Here is a 19,089-nt window from a genome sequence, read left to right on the forward strand (position 1 = left end):
AAATAATTATTCTGGCTTACATCAACGTCGATTCTATCTAAACCACTCCTCAACGAAACCCCTGAATTCAGGAAATGCCTGGATTTGTTGACACAACGTTGACAAAGGGCCTGCTGAAATAACGCCATTCCATAAGAAGCAGGATCTCACATGTCTTCCATCGTCGATACACCGTATTCCACTCTGTCGCAGCCTAAATCCGGCTGGCAGCTGTTTAAAAGCCTGGTCACTGGCGCCATTACGCCGGGCCTGGCATGGCAAAATCCCGCCTATCGACGTAAGTTTGCGCTTCGCACGCTGGCGACGCCGCTCAGCACCGCACGTCTGCTCTCAAGCCTGGCAAAGCAGCCCCGTTTGATGCAAATGCTGCAGGTCCAGCCTGGCCTGCCCTGTCGCCTGCATCGCCCTTGGCTGACCGTGAATATGGATCGCCCGCATGCGCTGGAAGCCCTGAACTGGCACTACCAGACCATGAGTCACCACCTGCCGGCCGCGCTGCTCAAAGGCTATCTTTCTAAGCAGGGCGTGACGCTCCTGACCTTAACCGGTAAGGATGAACAGCAGTTTACCGTTCGGTTGTGCGCCGATGCGTTCCTGGATAAAGAGGGAGAAGCTACCCTCTTTTTCAGTGACCATCAGGATACCGTGCTGGCGGAAATAACGTTTACGCTGTGCCCGTTTGAAGGCAAAAGCACACTCTTTATCGGCGGTCTGCAGGGGGCGAAAGCCCACGTTCCGCATGAGCTGATCCAGAAGGCAACCAAGGCGTGCCATGGCCTTTTCCCGAAACGACTGCTGGTTGAAGCTGTCATGACGCTTGGCAGCGCCTTCCCGGTGGAGCAGATTGTGGCGGTGAGTAATGCCACCCACATCTATCGCAGCTGGCGATATCGCAAGAAAAAAGAGGGGAAACTGCTGGCGGATTACGACAGCTTCTGGATCTCCCTCGGCGGACACAAACAGGATAACGGTAACTTTGAACTGCCGCTTGCCATGCCGCGTAAGTCCATGGAAGAGATTGCCAGTAAAAAACGCGCGGAATATCGTCGCCGCTATGAGCTGCTGGATAGCCTGACGGAGCAGGTCACCCAGGCAACCCGGCGTTAATCGGCTTTCCCGCGTGCCAGCCACAGGACGCGGGAGAACATTTTACGCAGCAGCGTAGGCACCGATTCGATCCCTCTCCGCCCTGCTTCTGTTGCCACTTCAATGGCTAAATCCGGTTTTGAAGAGCGGTGGATCGCTTTGGCGATCACGCGCCGCATGTTCATCGGCACATCAACCGGCACCATCGCTATCCTGTGGAACACGTCATCGAACCCCTGGCGGTACATAAAGTGCTCCATGTCCATGGCGGGCAGCATGGTTAAATGATCCCGCTCTTCTTCTCGCTCATCGTTCAACAGGCTGCGCACGGTGGATGCGTATTTTTTACCCGCCTCATCGCCGTCGACCAGCACGTGCCATTCTATGCCCATCCGCCGGGCGAATTTGATCAGCGGCTTTAACCCTGACTGCGCAAACTCGATGACCTTAATCCCCTCCGCATCAAAATGGTGGCCGCACTGGCGCGCCAGCTCGTTGATGACCCAGGTCTCGGTTTCCCCCTCCACCAGAAGCCAGCAGCGGGCAAAAAGCGACGAGGCGCGATTAAAGCGGATATGAAACGCAATACGGCGACCATCCTCGGCATTCATCCCTCCCGGCCCCAGCCGGTAAGCAGAAACGCGCGATGATTCACGCACCAGGCGGCAAACATACTCGACCGGCGTCAGCGACAACAACTCGCCGGAATTGGTGGTGGTAATGCGCTGAAGCGGCAGCAGATTCAGCAGGTGCCAGGCAACGGAGAGCATGATGGGGTGCAGACGTGTTTCCGGATCTTCCACCAGCAGCAGCGGACGCGCATCGCGATCCAGACGGACGGTTCCCTTGGCCTGCAGAAGGGTGGAAAATAGCCCCAGCAAAATCACCCGATGAGTGCGTCCGCCGGGCCGGTCGATCATCCGGTTAATGATATCGAGATAGCGCCAGCTTCGTTGCTCATCATGGGACCGACGGCGCATCAGACGATGGCGCGACTGCGAGGTTCCCTGCTCGGAAAAATAGTGCTCCAGCAGTTGTACCATGGCAGAGAGCCCCTGGCGGATTTGCCCATCGGTGAGATTTTGCGGACGCGAAACCAGCTCGCGTGCCAGGAAATCAAGCTCGCGGGCGGTGACTTCTACTTCCGGCATATGCGGCACGGTACCGTTACGGATACGCCGCATAAAACGCGCATCGCGCAAGCGTAGCACCGGCATCAAACGAATCAGATGCCGGGCCAGCTCGTCGATATTGTCCAGCGGGATGGGGTTGCCTTTCTGGTCGAGAAATTCACGCAGGGTCAGCACCCCTTCATTCTCTGACATCTCGCCTTCCAGACGATAAAAAATACGGTGGAAGCCATCGTCGCTCTGAACCCAGCACGGTGACATCGGGCGGAAGCGACGCACCCGGTGACGCCCCGGCTCGGATTCGCGGAACGTCAGAATGATATGGAGATGCTTCTCGCGGCCGTTGACATCGCCGGGCGGAAACCAGAAATCATCATGAACGAAGTGATACAAATCGCCTTCGGGCGAAAGCAGCAGCGTCAGCGCGTCCAGCAGGCTGGACTTACCCCAGGCGTTCTCGCCGATGAGGACGTTATTCTGCTCCAGCTGGAGTGACAGACGGTTTATACCGCGAAACCCGACAATTTCCACACGTTCGAGAAGCATACATCCCCCGAGAAATGATCACTTTTTCCTTTAAGTTATCAGCAGTATAGCGGGAGGATGCCGCACAGAACACTGTCAGGCCTCCTGATTATTTTGTCTCAGCACGAAAAATTCAGAATTTACGTGCAAGGTTTCATTTGAAATAGTCTCAATAGCACCACAAACTATCGCCCGCAAATTGGACTATGATCTATTCACCTCCAGTTTGAACAAGGATTGACATCACATTGCCTTAAATCAAATTATCCGAATTTATTTAAGTGGCGAAGGGGTGTTGTTGGTTTCTAAAATAATGGCTCTTTGAGTCGTCATCCCTTTATGACGATATATCCCGCGCGCGGGAAAGCGTGCGGTAGTTAATTGAGGTGGTTATGTTCAGAAAATTAGCAGCAGAATGCTTTGGTACATTCTGGCTGGTGTTTGGTGGCTGCGGTAGTGCCGTTCTGGCAGCAGCATTTCCGGAACTCGGCATTGGTTTTGTCGGCGTCGCGCTGGCATTTGGTTTAACGGTATTAACCATGGCCTTCGCCGTAGGACATATTTCCGGTGGTCATTTTAACCCGGCCGTGACATTAGGCTTATGGGCTGGTGGTCGCTTCCCGGCCAAAGAGGTCATTGGCTATATTGTCGCTCAGGTTGTGGGCGGTATTATTGCTGCCGCGGTGCTGTACGTGATTGCCAGCGGTAAAGCCGGCTTTGACGCCGCAGCCAGCGGTTTTGCTTCCAACGGCTTCGGTGAGCACTCGCCTGGCGGCTACTCTATGCTCTCTGCCATTGTGATTGAAATTGTGCTGACCGCCGGCTTCCTGCTGGTGATCCACGGCGCGACCGACAAATACGCCCCTGCGGGCTTCGCGCCTATCGCCATTGGTCTGGCACTGACGCTTATTCACCTGATCTCCATTCCGGTGACCAACACCTCGGTGAACCCGGCGCGCAGCACCGCCGTCGCCATCTTCCAGGGCGGTTGGGCACTTGAGCAGCTGTGGCTGTTCTGGGTAATGCCGATCGTCGGCGGTATTCTGGGCGGCGTGCTGTATCGCACCCTGCTGGAAAAACGCGATTAATCTTTCCCTCCCTCTCCCTGTGGGAGAGGGCCACGGTGAGGGCAACAGGCCGGGTAAGGCGCAGCCGCCACCCGGCTTTCTTTTGCCGCTTTACTGAACAGCCTTTATTGGGTAGTGTCTCTGGCGCTCAACAGCTACTCACAAGGACCGGTTGTTCATGTTCTCAGGACTCCTCATTATTCTGCTGCCCCTGATTGTGGGCTATCTTATCCCGCTGCATCAGGCATCGGCATTACGGCTTATCAACCGTTTTCTCAGCTGGATTGTTTACGTCATTCTGTTCTTTATGGGGATTAGCCTGGCCTTTCTGGATAACCTGGCGACCAATCTGCTTTCCATCCTGCATTATTCTGCGGTCACTGTTGTGGTTATTTTGCTCTGCAATATCGCCGCCTTATTCTGGCTTGAACGCACTATTCCGTGGAAAAACCATCACCATCAGGAAAAACTGCCTTCCCGAATTGCGATGGCGCTGGAATCATTAAAACTGTGCGGCGTCGTGGTGCTCGGTTTTGTCCTTGGGCTCACCGGATGGCCTTTTTTGCAGCACGCCACAGAAGCCAGCGAATATACCCTGATCTTCCTGCTGTTCCTTATTGGTATCCAGTTACGCAATAATGGCATGACCCTGAAACAGATTGTCCTGAATCGTCGGGGAATGATTGTTGCCGTTATTGTGGTCGCCAGTTCAATGGTAGCAGGCGTCATTAACGCCTTGATTCTCGACCTGCCGCTCAAAACCGGCCTGGCCATGGCCTCCGGATTTGGCTGGTATTCCCTCTCCGGTATTCTGCTAACCGAGTCGTTTGGCCCTGTTATTGGCAGCGCCGCCTTCTTTAACGACCTGGCGCGGGAGTTAATCGCCATCATGCTGATCCCGGGTCTGGTTCGCCGCAGCCGCTCTACCGCGCTGGGTCTGAGCGGGGCGACGTCGATGGACTTTACCCTGCCGGTATTACAACGCTCTGGCGGGCTGGAAATGGTGCCCGCCGCCATCGTACACGGCTTTATTCTGAGCCTGCTGGTGCCTGTTCTGATGGCCTTTTTCTCCGCCTGATACCTCTCTGGCGGTAGGGTTCCTGCCGCCAAAATTGCGCTAAATCAATCTCCCTCTACTTTGTCAAAAAAAGCCCTTTTCACCGCCCGGACACAGGCATAACCTTAAACATGTATATCAAATATAACTTTAACAGGTGTGATTATGTTTTGTGTGCAATGTGAACAAACTATCCGTACCCCGGCAGGCAATGGCTGTTCTTACGCGCAGGGTATGTGCGGTAAAACCGCAGAAACATCAGACCTGCAGGATCTGCTGATTGCTGCCCTGCAGGGGCTTTCCGCCTGGGCATTCAAAGCCCGCGAGTACGGTATTGTCGACCACTACGTAGACAGCTTTGCGCCGCGCGCCTTTTTCTCCACGCTGACTAACGTTAACTTTGATTCGCCGCGCATTGTCGGGTACGCCCGTGAAGCGATTGCCCTGCGCGAAGCGCTGAAAGCGCAGTGCCTGAATGCCGATGCCAGCGCCCGCGTGGACAACCCGATGTCAGAACTGCAGCTGGTGAGTGACGACCTGGGCGAATTACAGCGTCAGGCCGCAGAATTTACCCCGAACAAAGACAAAGCGGCGATTGGCGAGAACATTCTCGGCCTGCGCCTGCTGTGCCTGTACGGCCTGAAAGGTGCCGCAGCCTATATGGAGCACGCGCACGTGCTTGGCCAGTACGATAACGACATCTACGCGCAGTACCACAAAATCATGGCGTGGCTGGGCACCTGGCCTGCCGATATGAATGCGCTGCTTGAGTGCTCCATGGAAATCGGCCAGATGAACTTCAAAGTGATGAGCATTCTGGATGCCGGTGAAACCAGCACCTACGGTCATCCAACGCCCACGCAGGTCAATGTAAAAGCGACCGAAGGCAAATGTATTCTCATCTCCGGCCACGACCTGAAAGATCTCTACAACCTGCTGAAGCAGACCGAAGGCACCGGCGTTAACGTCTATACCCACGGCGAAATGCTGCCCGCACACGGCTACCCGGAACTGCGTAAATTCAAACATCTGATCGGGAACTACGGCAGCGGCTGGCAGAATCAGCAGGTTGAGTTCGCCCGCTTCCCGGGCCCAATTGTGATGACCTCTAACTGCATCATCGACCCGACCGTCGGCGCGTATGATGACCGCATCTGGACCCGCAGCATCGTCGGCTGGCCGGGCGTGAGCCACCTTGAAGGTGACGATTTCGGTCCGGTGATCGCCCAGGCGCAGCAGATGGCAGGCTTCCCGTACAGCGAAATTCCGCACCTCATCACCGTTGGCTTTGGCCGCGAAACGCTGCTCGGCGCCGCAGATTCGCTGATTGACCTCGTCAGCCGTGAAAAACTGCGCCACATCTTCCTGATTGGCGGCTGTGACGGCGCGCGCGGTGAGCGTAACTACTTCACCGATTTCGCCACCCGCGTGCCGGAAGATTGCCTGATCCTGACGCTGGCCTGCGGTAAATACCGTTTCAACAAGCTGGACTTCGGTAACATTGAAGGGCTGCCGCGTCTGGTGGATGCTGGTCAGTGTAACGATGCCTATTCAGCCATCATTCTGGCGGTCACGCTGGCGGAGAAACTGGGCTGCGGCGTGAACGATCTGCCGCTGTCGCTGGTGCTCTCCTGGTTCGAGCAGAAAGCGATTGTGATCCTGCTGACCCTGCTCTCTCTGGGCGTAACCAATATCGTCACCGGCCCGACCGCGCCAGGCTTCCTGACGCCGGACCTGCTGGCCGTGCTGAACGAGAAATTCGGTCTGCGTTCCGTGACCACCGTAGAAGAAGATATGCAGCAACTGCTGAGCGCGTAAGGAGTATTTCATGACCATGCCAACCTCTCAGTGCCCGTGGCGGATGCAGGTTCATCACATCCAGCAGGAGACGCCGGATGTGTGGACGCTGTCGCTGCTGTGCCATGACTACTACCCGTACCGTGCCGGTCAGTATGCGCTGGTCAGCGTCCGCAACTCCGCGGACACATTGCGCGCCTATACGATCTCCTCGACGCCGGGCGTGAGCGAATACATTACGCTCACTATCCGCCGCATCGATGACGGTGCAGGCTCGCAGTGGCTCACGCGTGACGTCAAGCGCGGGGATTACATCTGGCTGTCTGACGCTCAGGGGGAATTTACCTGTGACGACAAAAGCGAAGATAAATTCCTGCTGCTGGCCGCAGGCTGTGGCGTCACGCCGATCATGTCAATGCGTCGCTGGCTGGCCAAAAACCGCCCGCAGGCTGACGTGCAGGTGATCTACAGCGTGCGCTCGCCGGACGATGTGATCTTTGCCGATGAGTGGCACAACTATCCGGTGACGCTGGTGGCAGAGCACAACGCGACTCACGGTTTTGTCGAGGGACGTCTGAGCCGCGAGCTGCTGCAACGCGTGCCCGATATAGCGAACCGTACGGTGATGACCTGCGGCCCGGCACCGTATATGGAGATTGTGGAACAGGAAGCGAAAGCCCTGGGCGTAACCCGCTTCTTCAAAGAGCAGTTCTTCACGCCGGTGGCAGAGGCGGCAACCAGCGGGATTCAGTTCACCAAACTGCAACCGGCACAAACCTTCTTTGGCCGCGTGGGCACCACACTGCTGGAGGCGCTGGAAAGCAATAAGGTGCCGGTGGTAGCTGCCTGCCGTGCGGGCGTATGCGGTTGCTGTAAAACGAAGGTAGTCTCCGGGGAGTACAGCGTGACCAGCACCATGACGCTGACCGATGCAGAAATTGCTGAAGGTTATGTGCTGGCGTGCTCATGTCATCCGCAGGGCGATCTTGTGCTCGCGTAATCGTTAAACGTGTCATTGTAGGCCCGGTAAGCGCCAGCGCCACCGGGCTTTTTTTGCCCTATCGCCACGCAGGACCTTTCCCTACCGCGTACCGCCCTGCCCCTAAAAACGCCACCGCCAGCGAGCCGATAAAGAAGTACACCAGGCTCTCAATGGCCCACGCACCGACGGCATCGAGTGCAAAGGTTTTGCCCGTGCCCACCATCAGCCATGCCACAATCATGGTAAACGCCAGTACCAGCGCCGCCGGGCGCGTAAAGAGGCCGACAATAATCAGGATCGGAGCCACCACTTCGCCAATCAATACGCCGTAAGCAATAAACCCCGGCAGCCCTTTTTCCACCAGCAGGCCGCTGATGAAGCCCACACCGCCAAATAACTTGTGTAATCCGTGAAACAACATCAGCCCACCGACGGCAAGTCGTAACAAGAGTTTGCCGAGATCGTCGCACGTTAGCTTTTCGTTTACAACAATTAACAATGATTTAACCATCTGAAATGATTCCCGTTTTCACCCAATCTGTCGCCAGATTATGCCGAATCATTGCCGGTGAAAACCACCCTGAAATGAGGGGTATTGTGCAGGCAATACAGTGACTTTCTTCTAAGCTTGTAAGCGATATCACAAAAAGGAGACGGACAACCATGAAACAAACCGTGGCTGCATACATAGCGAAGACCCTTGAACAGGCAGGTGTAAAACGTATCTGGGGCGTAACCGGCGATTCACTGAACGGGCTGAGCGACAGCCTCAACAAGATGAAAACCATTGAATGGATGCCGACCCGTCATGAGGAGGTCGCCGCCTTTGCCGCCGGGGCCGAAGCACAGCTCACCGGGGAGCTGGCCGTCTGCGCCGGGTCGTGTGGCCCAGGGAACCTGCACCTGATTAACGGGCTGTTCGACTGTCACCGCAATCACGTGCCGGTGCTGGCAATTGCCGCCCATATTCCCTCATCTGAAATCGGCAGTGGCTATTTTCAGGAGACGCATCCGCAGGAGCTGTTCCGTGAATGCAGCCACTATTGCGAGCTGGTGTCCTCGCCGGAGCAGATCCCGCAGGTTCTGGCGATAGCCATGCGCAAGGCGGTGCTGAACCGCGGTGTTTCTGTGGTCGTGATCCCGGGGGATGTGGCGCTCAAGGCTGCGCCCGAAGGGGCCAGCACCCACTGGTATCACGCCCCCCAGCCGGTCGTTACCCCAGCTGAAGAGGAGCTGAAAAAACTGGCGCAACTGCTGCGTTACGCCAGCAATATCGCCCTGATGTGCGGCAGCGGCTGTGCTGGCGCGCACAAGGAACTCCTTGAATTTGCAGGTAAGCTAAAAGCCCCAATTGTTCATGCCCTGCGCGGCAAAGAGCACGTTGAGTACGATAACCCTTACGACGTGGGCATGACCGGGCTGATCGGTTTTTCGTCCGGCTTCCATACCATGATGAATGCCGACACGCTGATCCTGCTCGGTACCCAGTTCCCCTATCGCGCGTTCTACCCGACGGATGCCAAAATCATTCAGATCGATATTAACCCGGCCAGCATCGGTGCACACAGCAAGGTCGATATGGCGCTGGTGGGCGACATTAAATCCACCCTTGCCGCCCTGCTGCCGCTGCTGGAAGAGAAAACGGATCGTAAATTCCTCGACAAAGCCCTGAGCGATTACCGCGATGCGCGTAAGGGGCTGGACGAACTCGCCAAACCGAGCGACAAAGCGATCCACCCGCAGTATCTTGCGCAGCAGATCAGCCACTTCGCGGACGACGATGCCATCTTTACCTGTGACGTCGGCACGCCAGCCGTCTGGGCGGCACGCTACCTGAAGATGAACGGCAAACGCCGCCTGCTCGGCTCGTTCAACCATGGCTCAATGGCCAACGCCATGCCGCAGGCGCTGGGCGCCAAAGCCACCGCCCCGGAGCGTCAGGTGGTGGCGATGTGCGGTGACGGCGGATTCAGCATGCTGATGGGCGATTTCCTGTCGGTGGTGCAGATGAAGTTGCCGCTGAAAATCGTGGTCTTCAATAACAGCGTGCTGGGCTTTGTGGCGATGGAGATGAAGGCCGGGGGCTATCTGACGGACGGCACCGAGCTGCACGACACCAACTTCGCCCGCATTGCCGAAGCCTGCGGCATAACCGGTATCCGCGTGGAGAAAGCCTCCGAGGTGGATGAAGCTCTGCAACGGGCGTTTTCCATCGACGGCCCGGTGCTGGTGGATGTGGTGGTCGCCAAAGAGGAGCTGGCCATCCCGCCGCAGATCAAGCTGGAGCAGGCCAAAGGCTTTAGCCTCTACATGCTGCGGGCGATCATCAGCGGCCGCGGCGATGAAGTGATCGAACTGGCAAAAACTAACTGGCTCAGGTAAAACATTTCGCATGACCTCTTAAAATAAAGGGATGTGAAATGATTGATTTACGCAGTGATACCGTTACCCGTCCGAGTCGCGCCATGCTCGAAGAGATGATGGCCGCCCCGGTCGGGGACGACGTCTACGGTGACGATCCAACGGTCAACGAACTGCAGCGCTATGCCGCAGAACTCAGCGGTAAAGAGGCCGCCCTGTTCCTGCCCACCGGAACGCAGGCCAACCTGGTGGCGCTGCTCAGCCACTGCGAACGCGGTGAAGAGTACATCGTCGGCCAGGGAGCGCATAACTACCTGTACGAAGCGGGCGGCGCGGCGGTGCTCGGCAGCATTCAGCCGCAGCCGATCGACGCCGCACCGGACGGCACTCTCCCGCTCGACAAGGTCGCCGCAACAATCAAAGCCGACGACATCCACTTCGCCCGCACCAAATTACTCAGCCTTGAAAACACCCACAACGGTAAAGTCCTGCCGCGCGAGTACCTTAAAGCGGCGTGGGAATTTACCCGCGAGCGCAGGCTCGGCCTGCACGTGGACGGCGCACGAATCTTTAACGCCGTGGTGGCCTACGGCTGCGAGCTGAACGAGATTACGCAGTATTGTGACTCGTTCACCATCTGCCTCTCAAAAGGGCTGGGCACCCCCGTGGGTTCTCTGCTGGTGGGCGATGCGGACTACATCAAACGCGCCAACCGCTGGCGCAAGATGACCGGCGGCGGCATGCGCCAGGCCGGTATTCTGGCCGCAGCGGGTCTGTATGCCCTTAAAAACAACGTGGCACGTCTGCAGGACGATCACGACAACGCCGCGTGGATGGCCGGGCAACTGCGTGAAATTGGCGCCGACGTGATGCGACACGACACCAACATGCTGTTTGTTCGCGTGGGTGATGAGCACGCCGCTGCGCTTGGGGAGTTCATGAAAGCGCGTGGCGTACTGATCAACGCGTCACCCGTTGTGCGTCTGGTGATGCATCTCGACGTCAGCCGCGAGCAGCTGTTGGACGTCGTGAAACACTGGCAGGCGTTTTTACAGCGTTAAGGAGCAGAACGTGCCGCAACGTATTCTGGTGCTCGGTGCCAGCGGGTATATCGGTCAGCATCTGACCACGGCGTTAAGCCAGCAGGGGCATCAGGTGCTGGCGGCGGCACGCAACACGGAACGCCTGCAAAAACTAAACCTGCCAGGCGTCACCTGCCACAACGTCGACCTTAACTGGCCAGAGTCGCTGCCCGCGCTGCTGGAAGAGGTCGACACGCTGTATTACCTGGTGCACAGCATGGGCGAAGGCGGCGATTTTATCGCCCACGAACGTCAGGTGGCCCTGAACGTCCGCGATGCCCTGCGGCAAACGCCGGTTAAGCAGGTGATTTTTTTAAGCTCGCTCCAGGTGCCCGAAAATGAGCAGTCAGACCACCTGCGCGCCCGTCAGCTTACCGCGGACACCTTGCGCAGTGCGGATATCCCCGTCACCGAACTGCGGGCGGGGATCATCGTCGGCGCGGGCTCTGCCGCCTTCGAAGTGATGCGCGATATGGTGTACAACTTGCCGGTGCTCACCCCACCGCGCTGGGTGCGGTCGCGCACCACGCCGATTGCCCTGGAAAACCTGCTGCATTACCTGGTGGCGCTGCTGGACCATCCCGCCGAACGGCACCGCGTGCTTGAGGCCGCGGGGCCGGAGGTGTTGAGCTATCAGGAACAGTTCGAGCATTTTATGCGCGTCAGCGGCCGCCGACGCTGGCTCATCCCCGTTCCCTTCCCGACCCGCTGGATCTCCGTGTGGTTTTTAAACGTTATTACCTCGGTGCCGCCGACGACAGCGAAAGCGCTGATCCAGGGGCTGAAGCACGATCTGCTGGCGGACGATGGCGAACTGCGCGCATTAATTCCGCAAACGCTGATCCGTTTTGACGACGCGGTACGCCATACCCTGAAAGAAGAAGAGAAGCTGGTGAACTCCAGCGACTGGGGCTACGACGCGCAGGCGTTTGCCCGCTGGCGGCCGGAGTACGGTTATTACCCGAAACAGGCGGGCTGCACGGTGAAAACCTCGGCCAGCCTGGCATCGCTGTGGGAGGTGGTGAACCAGATCGGCGGCAAAGAGCGTTATTTCTTCGGCAATATTCTCTGGCAGACACGCGGAGCGATGGATCTGCTGGTGGGCCACCGGCTGGCGAAAGGCCGCCCTGCGCAGCCGTACCTCAAAGTGGGTGATACGGTCGACAGCTGGAAAGTCATCATCGTCGAACCGGAAAAACAGCTGGCGCTGCTGTTCGGCATGAAAGCGCCAGGGCTGGGACGGCTCTGCTTCACGCTGAAAGACAAAGGCGATTGCCGTGAACTGGACGTCCGCGCCTGGTGGCACCCACATGGGATGCCCGGTCTGTTCTACTGGTTACTGATGATCCCCGCACATCTGTTTATCTTCCGCGGGATGGCAAAACGGATTGCGCAACTGGCAGAACAAAAAACGGAAAAGAACTAAATAAAACTCGCTTTCTTTCACCTTTCCCATTGCAACCCGCCGTAATTCACGAAAGAATGCGCACGAAATTCTTTTCAACTCAGTGGATTGTTATGAAGGTACTGGTTACCGGGGCGACCAGCGGCTTAGGCCGAAATGCGGTCGAATTTCTGCGCAACAAAGGCATTAGCGTCAGGGCTACCGGTCGCAACGAGGCGATGGGTAAGCTGCTGCAAAAAATGGGCGCAGAGTTTGTCCATGCCGACCTGACGGAGCTGGTCTCCTCTCAGGCGAAAGTGATGCTCGCCGGAATCGACACCCTGTGGCACTGCTCCAGTTTTACCTCTCCGTGGGGAACCCAGGAAGCCTTCGATCTCGCCAACGTGCGCGCCACGCGCCGTCTGGGCGAGTGGGCCGTTGCCTGGGGCGTGCGTAACTTTATTCATATCTCATCCCCGTCGCTCTACTTCGACTATCACCACCACCGGGATATCCAGGAAACGTTCCGTCCGGCCCGTTTTGCCTGTGAGTTTGCCCGCAGCAAGGCGGCCAGCGAAGAGGTGATCGACCTGCTGGCGCAGTCGAACCCGCATACGCGCTTTACGATCCTGCGTCCGCAAAGTCTTTTCGGACCGCACGATAAAGTGTTTATTCCACGCCTGGCGCAGATGATGCACCACTACGGCAGCGTGCTGCTGCCGCGCGGCGGTGATGCGCTGGTGGACATGACTTATTACGAAAATGCCGTGTACGCCATGTGGCTGGCGAGCCAGCCAGACAGCGATAAGCTGGCGTCCGGTCGCGCGTATAACATTACCAACGGCGAACCCTGCCGCCTTCGCACCATTGTGCAGCGCCTGATCGACGAGCTGCACATCGACTGCCGCATTCGCTCGGTGCCTTATCCCATGCTGGATATGATTGCCCGCAGCATGGAGCGTTTTGGCAGCAAAACCGCCAAAGAGCCTGCGCTGACGCATTACGGCGTGTCGAAGCTGAATTTTGATTTCACGCTGGATATTTCGCGCGCGGAGAATGAGCTGGGGTATAAGCCGATTGTGACGCTGGATGAAGGGATTGTGCGCACCGCGGCGTGGCTGCGGGACCATGGGAAGTTGCATCGGTAGTTAATTGGGTGCGGCCTGATGCCCTCACCCCGGCCCTCTCCCACAGGGAGAGGGAGTAAAGATTAAAACGGCAACCTTTCGGTTGCCGTTTGCTGTTTATAATGCCGTCCAGGCCTCAGACCATGCCAGACCTGCGCCTGGTTCATAGTACATTGGTGCGTTGTTACACCAGCCGCTATACGGGAACGGTTTGCACTGGAACAGTTTACCGTGGTTGTTCACGATATCGCCTGCGCTGTACTTGCTGTTCGCGCTCCACGCCGGGTAAGAGCCGGAAGTGCCTTCGTCCTGAGACGGGGTGGCTGCTTTGGCTTTTACGTTCAGCAGGTATGTGGTGGTGCTGCTCAGCTCGCCGTCGCTGACGGTCAGGCTGATTTCATACTGCTGCGCCGTCGCGGCTTCAGGCGCGTTGAAGGTCACCACCGCTTTATCGTCGCCGGTAACGGTCTGGCCGTCCTGGGAACGCCAGGTGTAGGTCAGCTTGTTGCCGTCTTCGTCGGTAGAGCCTTCTGCGCTCAGGGAGACCTGCGCACCGGCTTCAACCGCACCGATCGGACCAGCAATCTGCGCTACTGGCGCATGATTTACCACCGCCGGGATGTCGTCTGGCACAGGTGCCGGGGTTTCATCCGGTGTTGGTGTCGGCGCTGGCGTCTCATCTTCAGACGGGGCTGGAGCAGGAGCCGGTGTTTCATCCGGCACGACCGCGGAACCGTCGTCGTTAACGATGTTCACGTTAAAGAACTTCTGTACACACTTGGTGTAGTCGCCGTCTTTGAACGCGCTAAATGGCGTCTGGTAACCCACCAGCTGGCAAGCGTAGGTCTTGCCATCAGGGGTATCCGCGCTCCATCCCCAGTCCTGTTCCCAGTAGATCTTCAGGGCGCCTGCGCCACCTTCATCGAACTGCTTCATGTTGGCACAGCCAAGCACTTCGTCAGCCGGTACAGGGACTTTCAGGTAGTTAGCGAACTCTTTGTAGTATTTGATACGGTTCTGAGACTGGGCAATTTCAGTCGGGCCACCGCACTCTACGCCGCCGTTGATGATCTGGGTGGTCACGCCAAAGCCAGGGACAAGACCATTGGCTTTATCGTGGTCGTTCGGCTGCCAGGTGCCGTCGATAACCTGAAGCATGCTTGGTTTTGGCGGCTGTGGATAGGCGAAGAAGAAAATGGCGCTCGCCAGGTTCAGCCAGGTGTCGGCCACCAGCTCAGGTTTGTCTAGCAGCGTGCGGACATCGCCGTACATTGCTTCAGAGAATGGACCGTAGTTGTAGTTGTAAGACAACTGCTTAGCGCCGCGGCCAAAGTAGCTCAGGAAGTCGCCATCTTTGTCTTTACCGCACGGCCAGGTCTGACCCTGCCAGACGTCCGGGTTACACTCCCCGTTATAGCCGCCCTTCTGGCCTTCGCTCCAGCCCATCTCACGCACATAGACCAGTGCCTGACGCCATTCCGGCTCCGGACGCCAGCTTTCGTGGCCGCCGGTTTCCTGTGCGAAGTGAGCAAACATGGTTGCCAGCTCTTTACGGCAGATAGCTTCGCTGTCGCGGCCATCGTTGTAGGTATCACACAGCGCCGGGAATTTACCCACGGCTTTCAGGAAGTTACTGTAGCTGTAATCCTTCGCGCGCAGCGGGAACAGGTATTCCCAGTCGCTCTCTTTAAGGATCCCTTCAACGCGTTTCACGTTTACCGGGTTGGCTGCACGGCCTGGCTCAATCTGCTCGACCTGAGCATTGTCCAGCGTACGGATGGTATCCTTCACGGATTTCATCAGTGGGAAATCGGTGAGCTCTTTTTCCTTTTTAGCCAGATCGCTGGCTTTCATGGTGTAAGGCACACTGCTTTCCGCCTTCAGCATGGTGGCCTGAGCAATCACCGGCGCTACGCAGGCACCGGCAATAAGCACGCTCAGTAATGTCCTTTTATTCATCTCGGTTATTCCTGTTAATTTCGATAAAGTTAAATAAATCTAAATTCATTTATTAATCCGTTAATAAATAAACTTCAGACAGCTGCTTTTCATTTTCTGAAGAATACGGGTGGGTACTCTTCAAAAAACAAAAAACTCACCAGTTGGTTCTGTCGCGGGCGGCTAATTTTAACTGCTGATACTTTTTCCAGACCTTATGGGCATAGACCATGCGCTTAGGGTAATTTTCTTTTTTAAGCCCGGCGTTATACGCACCTACTGCTTCCCAGTTGTATCCATAAACCTTAATCATGCCTGACAATATAGAGGCGCCGACCATAATGGAGGTGCAGGGCTCTGTCATCAGACGGTTTTCATTAATGCCTTTGCGTTCAAGTTCAGGAAAGTGCGAGCTGTTGATTTGCATTAATCCGACATCGCGCGTTCCGTCATGATTGATGCCAATGGCGTACGGGTTCATTCCCGATTCCACATTCGCGATGGCATAAAGTAAAAACGGATCAATATGATAATAATGCGCCGCTTTATTCCAGCAATTTGCAAATGTGCTATGACTTAATATCAATAACAAAAACAGAAACCTTTTCATTCTTCACCTGCGTGGCCGTTTTTTTATTCTCCTCAAACACGTCCTGTTAAATTAGTGGAAGGTACTGGCCACACCCGAAGCGGGGTGTGACCAGTGATTGTGGGCTGATATCACACCCACAATTTCAAGCTCAGAAGATTATTTGCAGTCTGCTGACGCGCCTTCTTTCACCCATACATCGCTGTTGCCTGGTTTGTCACCTTTTGTCCACCATTTCGCGCGGTACTCGAAACCTTGATAGGTTGTCTTGTCACCACCGTTGTAGACCATGTCGGAGCGCCAGTTCATTTTCACCTGGCTGACCAGTTCCCATGCATCGGCGTTAAAGCCAGGTTTGTTGCCCTGAGTCCAGTACTTCGCTTTCCATACCAGATTATCGGAGCTGACCATGTCGCCGTTGTTGTAGATTTTGCTGGATTCCCATGCCGCGTATTTGCTGGCATTGGCATCTACCGGGTTATCGCAGCTGCCGGTTGCAGTGCCTTCATCAGATGGAGTGTTACCTTCATCAGATGGCGTGTTGCCTTCGTCAGACGGGGTATTGTCTTCATCAGGCACAACCGGGGTGGCTTTCGGCGTTACGGTAACCTGTACGTTAGACTGTACGCTGGTTTTACCGTCGCTTACGACAACGCTCAGGGTGTAGGTTGAGTCAGTTGTAACGTCCGGCGCGGTGATCTGTACGCTGGAGGTATCAGTACCGGTCGCGTGCATATCAGATGGTACGCTCCAGGCGTAGGTCAGTGCATCACCGTCTGGATCCGCTGCCTGCACGTTCAGGGCGTAGGTCTGACCGGCTTCCAGAGTGACGTTCTGCATCTGGTTAACCACAGGGGCCTGGTTGGCTTTCGGCGCTTTGTTCACAACCTGTACGTCAGCGGTGCTGCTCAGACCTTTTGGATCGGTCACGGTCAGACGGAATGCCAGGGTCTGGTTGCTGGTCACAGCGCCAACGGAGAAGGTCGCCTTCGCTTTGGTGCTGTTGGTCAGGGTAACGCTTGGGCCAGAGATCTGGGTCCATTTGTAGGTCAGCGCATCGCCATCAGGATCGGTGGAGGCAGAGCCATCCAGAGTCACGGTCGCAGGGCCGGTCACGGTTTGATCCGCCGCAGAAGCAACCGGCGCATGGTTGGTCACTACCGGATCTGGCGTGGAGCTGCCCAGCAGGCTTTCGTTCATCGCGTTCAGGATATCGCCGTTATCGGAGTCGATAGACCACGCGAACAGGCCGCCCAGGTTTTTCGCCAGAACGTACTTACCTTTTGCGGTTGCGGAACGGGCATCTTCATAAGAGATCAGCTCGCCGGTGGATTTGTTGAAGACGTATGGCGCTTCAGCGTCTGCGTCATAGCCATATTCCCAGCCTGGCTTGCCTTTGTACTCGTTCACAATCTGACGATAGTCAACAACGCCTGGTTCCCAGGTGCCTTTCACGCCGTCAGTCGCGGTACCGGTGAACGGGTTGTTGCCGGTATAGCCGTGAACGCCAGTCCAGCCACGACCGTACATGCCGGTACCCACCACGATTTTGCCTGGCTGTACGCCCTGCTCCAGCAGCGCGTTAACGCCATTTTCGGTGATGTAGTTGGTGTCCGGACGCCATGCTGGTGCATGCAGCGCAGCCTGGTGGCCCAGATCGGTCATGCTCCACGCGCCGTAGAAGTCGTAGCTCATCAGGAAGATGTGATCGAGGTACTGCTGCGCCGTGGTGTAATCCACGTCTTCAATCTTATCTTTACCGGCACCGATGGCGCTGGTCAGTTCATAGGTGCGTCCGGTTTCAGCGGACAGTTCGTTCAGCATGGTACGCAGATCGCGAATCACGGCAGTATAGGTTGCCTTATCCTGCTGCGGGTTACCCAGTGATTCGTTCACACCGCCGCCGCCCGGGAATTCCCAGTCGATATCCACGCCGTCGAAGAATTTCCAGGTTTTCAGGAAGTCTTTAACAGAGGCCACGAAACGTGCACGGATCGCGGAATCATTCATGTGATAGAACGGATCGGACATGGTCCAGCCGCCAATGGATGGCAGAATTTTCAGGTCAGGATGGGCTTTTTTCAGCGCCATCAGCTGGCCGAAGTTACCTTTGTACGGGTCGTCCCAGTTAGATACGCCGGACTGTGGTTTCTGCAGCGCAGCCCACGGGTCGTGGATCGCCACGGTGTAGTCAGGACGGCCAGCACAGGCTTTCTGCAGGTTGGCGAAGCTGTTGCCGTTTTCAACGGTTTTCAGGCCGTCGTTGATGCCGTCGCCGCCACAGATTGGAATGAAGCCGTACAGGATGTGGTTCAGGTTAGCGGCAGGGATTTTATCGACCGGGAAGTTACGGCCATAAACGCCCCACTCAGGGAAGTAGGCGGCAACCACTTTATCGGTATGTTTTGCGAAGGTTTTGTTGTTTTCCTGCAGAGGCGCATTCAGCGGCAGGAGGTGGCTACCGTCAGTATCCGCCACGATGATCAGCTTGCTTGCGCTTTTGGTACAGCCGCTGTTGTTACAGAGTTCAACCTGCTCCTGGTAGCGACCGCCTTTTTTCACTTTAAAGGTGGCAGAACCGGATGCACCGGCAGCACCGGACCAGACGGTCTTGCCATCCAGCAGCACTTTACCGGAGGTCGGCGCGTCGCCGCTCCAGACGTTCCACTCGACTTTTACGTCGACACCGTCGTTATGAACCTTAACAAGGTTACCGTAGTCCACTACGGCCTGGTCCACTTCAACGATGGCAAATTTATCGTTACCGCTGCTGATTGAAGGCGTACCTGGCGCTGCGGCGAACGCAGAGCCGGAAACGGCTGCGACAAAGAGTGCCAGATAGGTTGGCTTCATAAATTTCATTATTAATTCCTGATAATCTTATTTTTGATAAATGAAAAGGACCATGTATTCCATATAACATGGGCGAGTACTGAATAAGCTATTTAATTAAAACCACAAACC

The 19,089-nt window shown here is 56.3% G+C and carries 14 protein-coding genes; 9 read left to right on the plus strand and 5 right to left on the minus strand.

Translation table 11 applies throughout. The features are described 5' to 3' along the window. The first annotated feature begins 150 nt into the window (after window positions 1–150). Window positions 151–1,107 carry a VirK/YbjX family protein gene (locus tag ACOTX3_RS01540; RefSeq protein ID WP_048971423.1) on the plus strand — a complete coding sequence of 319 codons (957 nt, stop codon included), beginning with the start codon at window positions 151–153 and terminating at the stop codon, window positions 1,105–1,107. Here the strand turns inward: ACOTX3_RS01540 and ACOTX3_RS01545 are convergent. Further along, complete coding sequence (locus ACOTX3_RS01545) at window positions 1,104–2,762, minus strand: ATP-dependent endonuclease (RefSeq protein ID WP_013097329.1); 1,659 nt, start codon at window positions 2,760–2,762, stop codon at window positions 1,104–1,106. The genes ACOTX3_RS01540 and ACOTX3_RS01545 overlap by 4 nt on opposite strands. Window positions 2,763–3,133: 371 nt before the next feature. On the opposite strand from ACOTX3_RS01545, the gene aqpZ reads away from it, so the two are divergent. From aqpZ to hcr, 4 genes are all read left to right on the plus strand, one after another. Beyond that, window positions 3,134–3,829: an aquaporin Z gene (gene aqpZ, locus ACOTX3_RS01550; protein ID WP_013097330.1), complete on the plus strand. Its 696-nt coding sequence runs from the start codon at window positions 3,134–3,136 to the stop codon at window positions 3,827–3,829. Between the two features lie 157 nt (window positions 3,830–3,986). Further along, entirely contained in the window at window positions 3,987–4,886 is a 900-nt protein-coding gene (locus ACOTX3_RS01555) for a lysine exporter LysO family protein (protein ID WP_013097331.1), read from the plus strand. Between the two features lie 144 nt (window positions 4,887–5,030). Further along, a complete protein-coding gene (gene hcp, locus ACOTX3_RS01560) occupies window positions 5,031–6,683 on the plus strand; it encodes a hydroxylamine reductase (protein ID WP_023622157.1) in 1,653 nt (550 codons plus the stop codon). A 10-nt stretch (window positions 6,684–6,693) separates the two neighbouring features. Further along, on the plus strand, window positions 6,694–7,662 hold the full coding sequence (hcr, locus tag ACOTX3_RS01565) for an NADH oxidoreductase (protein ID WP_058679284.1): 969 nt from the start codon (window positions 6,694–6,696) through the stop codon (window positions 7,660–7,662). 58 nt (window positions 7,663–7,720) lie between these two features. Here hcr and ACOTX3_RS01570 read toward each other — a convergent pair whose 3' ends face one another. After that, the gene (locus ACOTX3_RS01570; protein WP_058679285.1) at window positions 7,721–8,155 is read right to left on the minus strand and encodes a DoxX family protein; all 435 of its coding nucleotides are present in this window, start codon (window positions 8,153–8,155) and stop codon (window positions 7,721–7,723) included. 152 nt (window positions 8,156–8,307) lie between these two features. On the opposite strand from ACOTX3_RS01570, the gene poxB reads away from it, so the two are divergent. From poxB to ACOTX3_RS01590, 4 genes are all read left to right on the plus strand, one after another. Further along, window positions 8,308–10,026 carry a ubiquinone-dependent pyruvate dehydrogenase gene (gene poxB / locus ACOTX3_RS01575; protein ID WP_058679286.1) on the plus strand — a complete coding sequence of 573 codons (1,719 nt, stop codon included), beginning with the start codon at window positions 8,308–8,310 and terminating at the stop codon, window positions 10,024–10,026. 38 nt (window positions 10,027–10,064) lie between these two features. After that, window positions 10,065–11,066, plus strand: a complete 1,002-nt coding sequence (ltaE, locus tag ACOTX3_RS01580; protein ID WP_058679287.1) for a low-specificity L-threonine aldolase — start codon at window positions 10,065–10,067, stop codon at window positions 11,064–11,066. A 10-nt stretch (window positions 11,067–11,076) separates the two neighbouring features. Further along, window positions 11,077–12,513 carry an SDR family oxidoreductase gene (locus tag ACOTX3_RS01585; protein ID WP_058679288.1) on the plus strand — a complete coding sequence of 479 codons (1,437 nt, stop codon included), beginning with the start codon at window positions 11,077–11,079 and terminating at the stop codon, window positions 12,511–12,513. A 92-nt stretch (window positions 12,514–12,605) separates the two neighbouring features. Then, window positions 12,606–13,619: an NAD-dependent epimerase/dehydratase family protein gene (locus tag ACOTX3_RS01590; RefSeq protein ID WP_013097338.1), complete on the plus strand. Its 1,014-nt coding sequence runs from the start codon at window positions 12,606–12,608 to the stop codon at window positions 13,617–13,619. Window positions 13,620–13,715: 96 nt separating this feature from the next. Here the strand turns inward: ACOTX3_RS01590 and ACOTX3_RS01595 are convergent, their stop codons facing one another. The 3 genes from ACOTX3_RS01595 to ACOTX3_RS01605 form a co-directional block, all read right to left on the minus strand. Beyond that, window positions 13,716–15,557, minus strand: a complete 1,842-nt coding sequence (locus ACOTX3_RS01595; protein ID WP_013097339.1) for a glycoside hydrolase family 19 protein — start codon at window positions 15,555–15,557, stop codon at window positions 13,716–13,718. Window positions 15,558–15,693: 136 nt separating this feature from the next. After that, window positions 15,694–16,146 carry a type III secretion system invasion protein IagB gene (iagB, locus tag ACOTX3_RS01600; RefSeq protein ID WP_058679289.1) on the minus strand — a complete coding sequence of 151 codons (453 nt, stop codon included), beginning with the start codon at window positions 16,144–16,146 and terminating at the stop codon, window positions 15,694–15,696. Between the two features lie 138 nt (window positions 16,147–16,284). Next, complete coding sequence (locus ACOTX3_RS01605) at window positions 16,285–18,987, minus strand: glycosyl hydrolase family 18 protein (RefSeq protein ID WP_127869014.1); 2,703 nt, start codon at window positions 18,985–18,987, stop codon at window positions 16,285–16,287. Window positions 18,988–19,089: the final 102 nt, after the last annotated feature.

Origin of the sequence: Enterobacter cloacae complex sp. IR5384 (assembly GCF_049237265.1) — a bacterium.
GTDB classification, from domain to species: Bacteria; Pseudomonadota; Gammaproteobacteria; order Enterobacterales; family Enterobacteriaceae; genus Enterobacter; species Enterobacter cloacae.

Excerpts from the sequence above, each read along its gene's own strand:
- ACOTX3_RS01540 (WP_048971423.1), top strand. The coding sequence starts at position 151 with ATGTCTTCCATCGTCGATACACCGTATTCCACTCTGTCGCAGCCTAAA.
- ACOTX3_RS01545 (WP_013097329.1), bottom strand. The coding sequence starts at position 2,762 with ATGCTTCTCGAACGTGTGGAAATTGTCGGGTTTCGCGGTATAAACCGT.
- aqpZ (WP_013097330.1), top strand. The coding sequence starts at position 3,134 with ATGTTCAGAAAATTAGCAGCAGAATGCTTTGGTACATTCTGGCTGGTG.
- ACOTX3_RS01555 (WP_013097331.1), top strand. The coding sequence starts at position 3,987 with ATGTTCTCAGGACTCCTCATTATTCTGCTGCCCCTGATTGTGGGCTAT.
- hcp (WP_023622157.1), top strand. The coding sequence starts at position 5,031 with ATGTTTTGTGTGCAATGTGAACAAACTATCCGTACCCCGGCAGGCAAT.
- hcr (WP_058679284.1), top strand. The coding sequence starts at position 6,694 with ATGACCATGCCAACCTCTCAGTGCCCGTGGCGGATGCAGGTTCATCAC.
- ACOTX3_RS01570 (WP_058679285.1), bottom strand. The coding sequence starts at position 8,155 with ATGGTTAAATCATTGTTAATTGTTGTAAACGAAAAGCTAACGTGCGAC.
- poxB (WP_058679286.1), top strand. The coding sequence starts at position 8,308 with ATGAAACAAACCGTGGCTGCATACATAGCGAAGACCCTTGAACAGGCA.
- ltaE (WP_058679287.1), top strand. The coding sequence starts at position 10,065 with ATGATTGATTTACGCAGTGATACCGTTACCCGTCCGAGTCGCGCCATG.
- ACOTX3_RS01590 (WP_013097338.1), top strand. The coding sequence starts at position 12,606 with ATGAAGGTACTGGTTACCGGGGCGACCAGCGGCTTAGGCCGAAATGCG.
- ACOTX3_RS01595 (WP_013097339.1), bottom strand. The coding sequence starts at position 15,557 with ATGAATAAAAGGACATTACTGAGCGTGCTTATTGCCGGTGCCTGCGTA.
- iagB (WP_058679289.1), bottom strand. The coding sequence starts at position 16,146 with ATGAAAAGGTTTCTGTTTTTGTTATTGATATTAAGTCATAGCACATTT.
- ACOTX3_RS01605 (WP_127869014.1), bottom strand. The coding sequence starts at position 18,987 with ATGAAATTTATGAAGCCAACCTATCTGGCACTCTTTGTCGCAGCCGTT.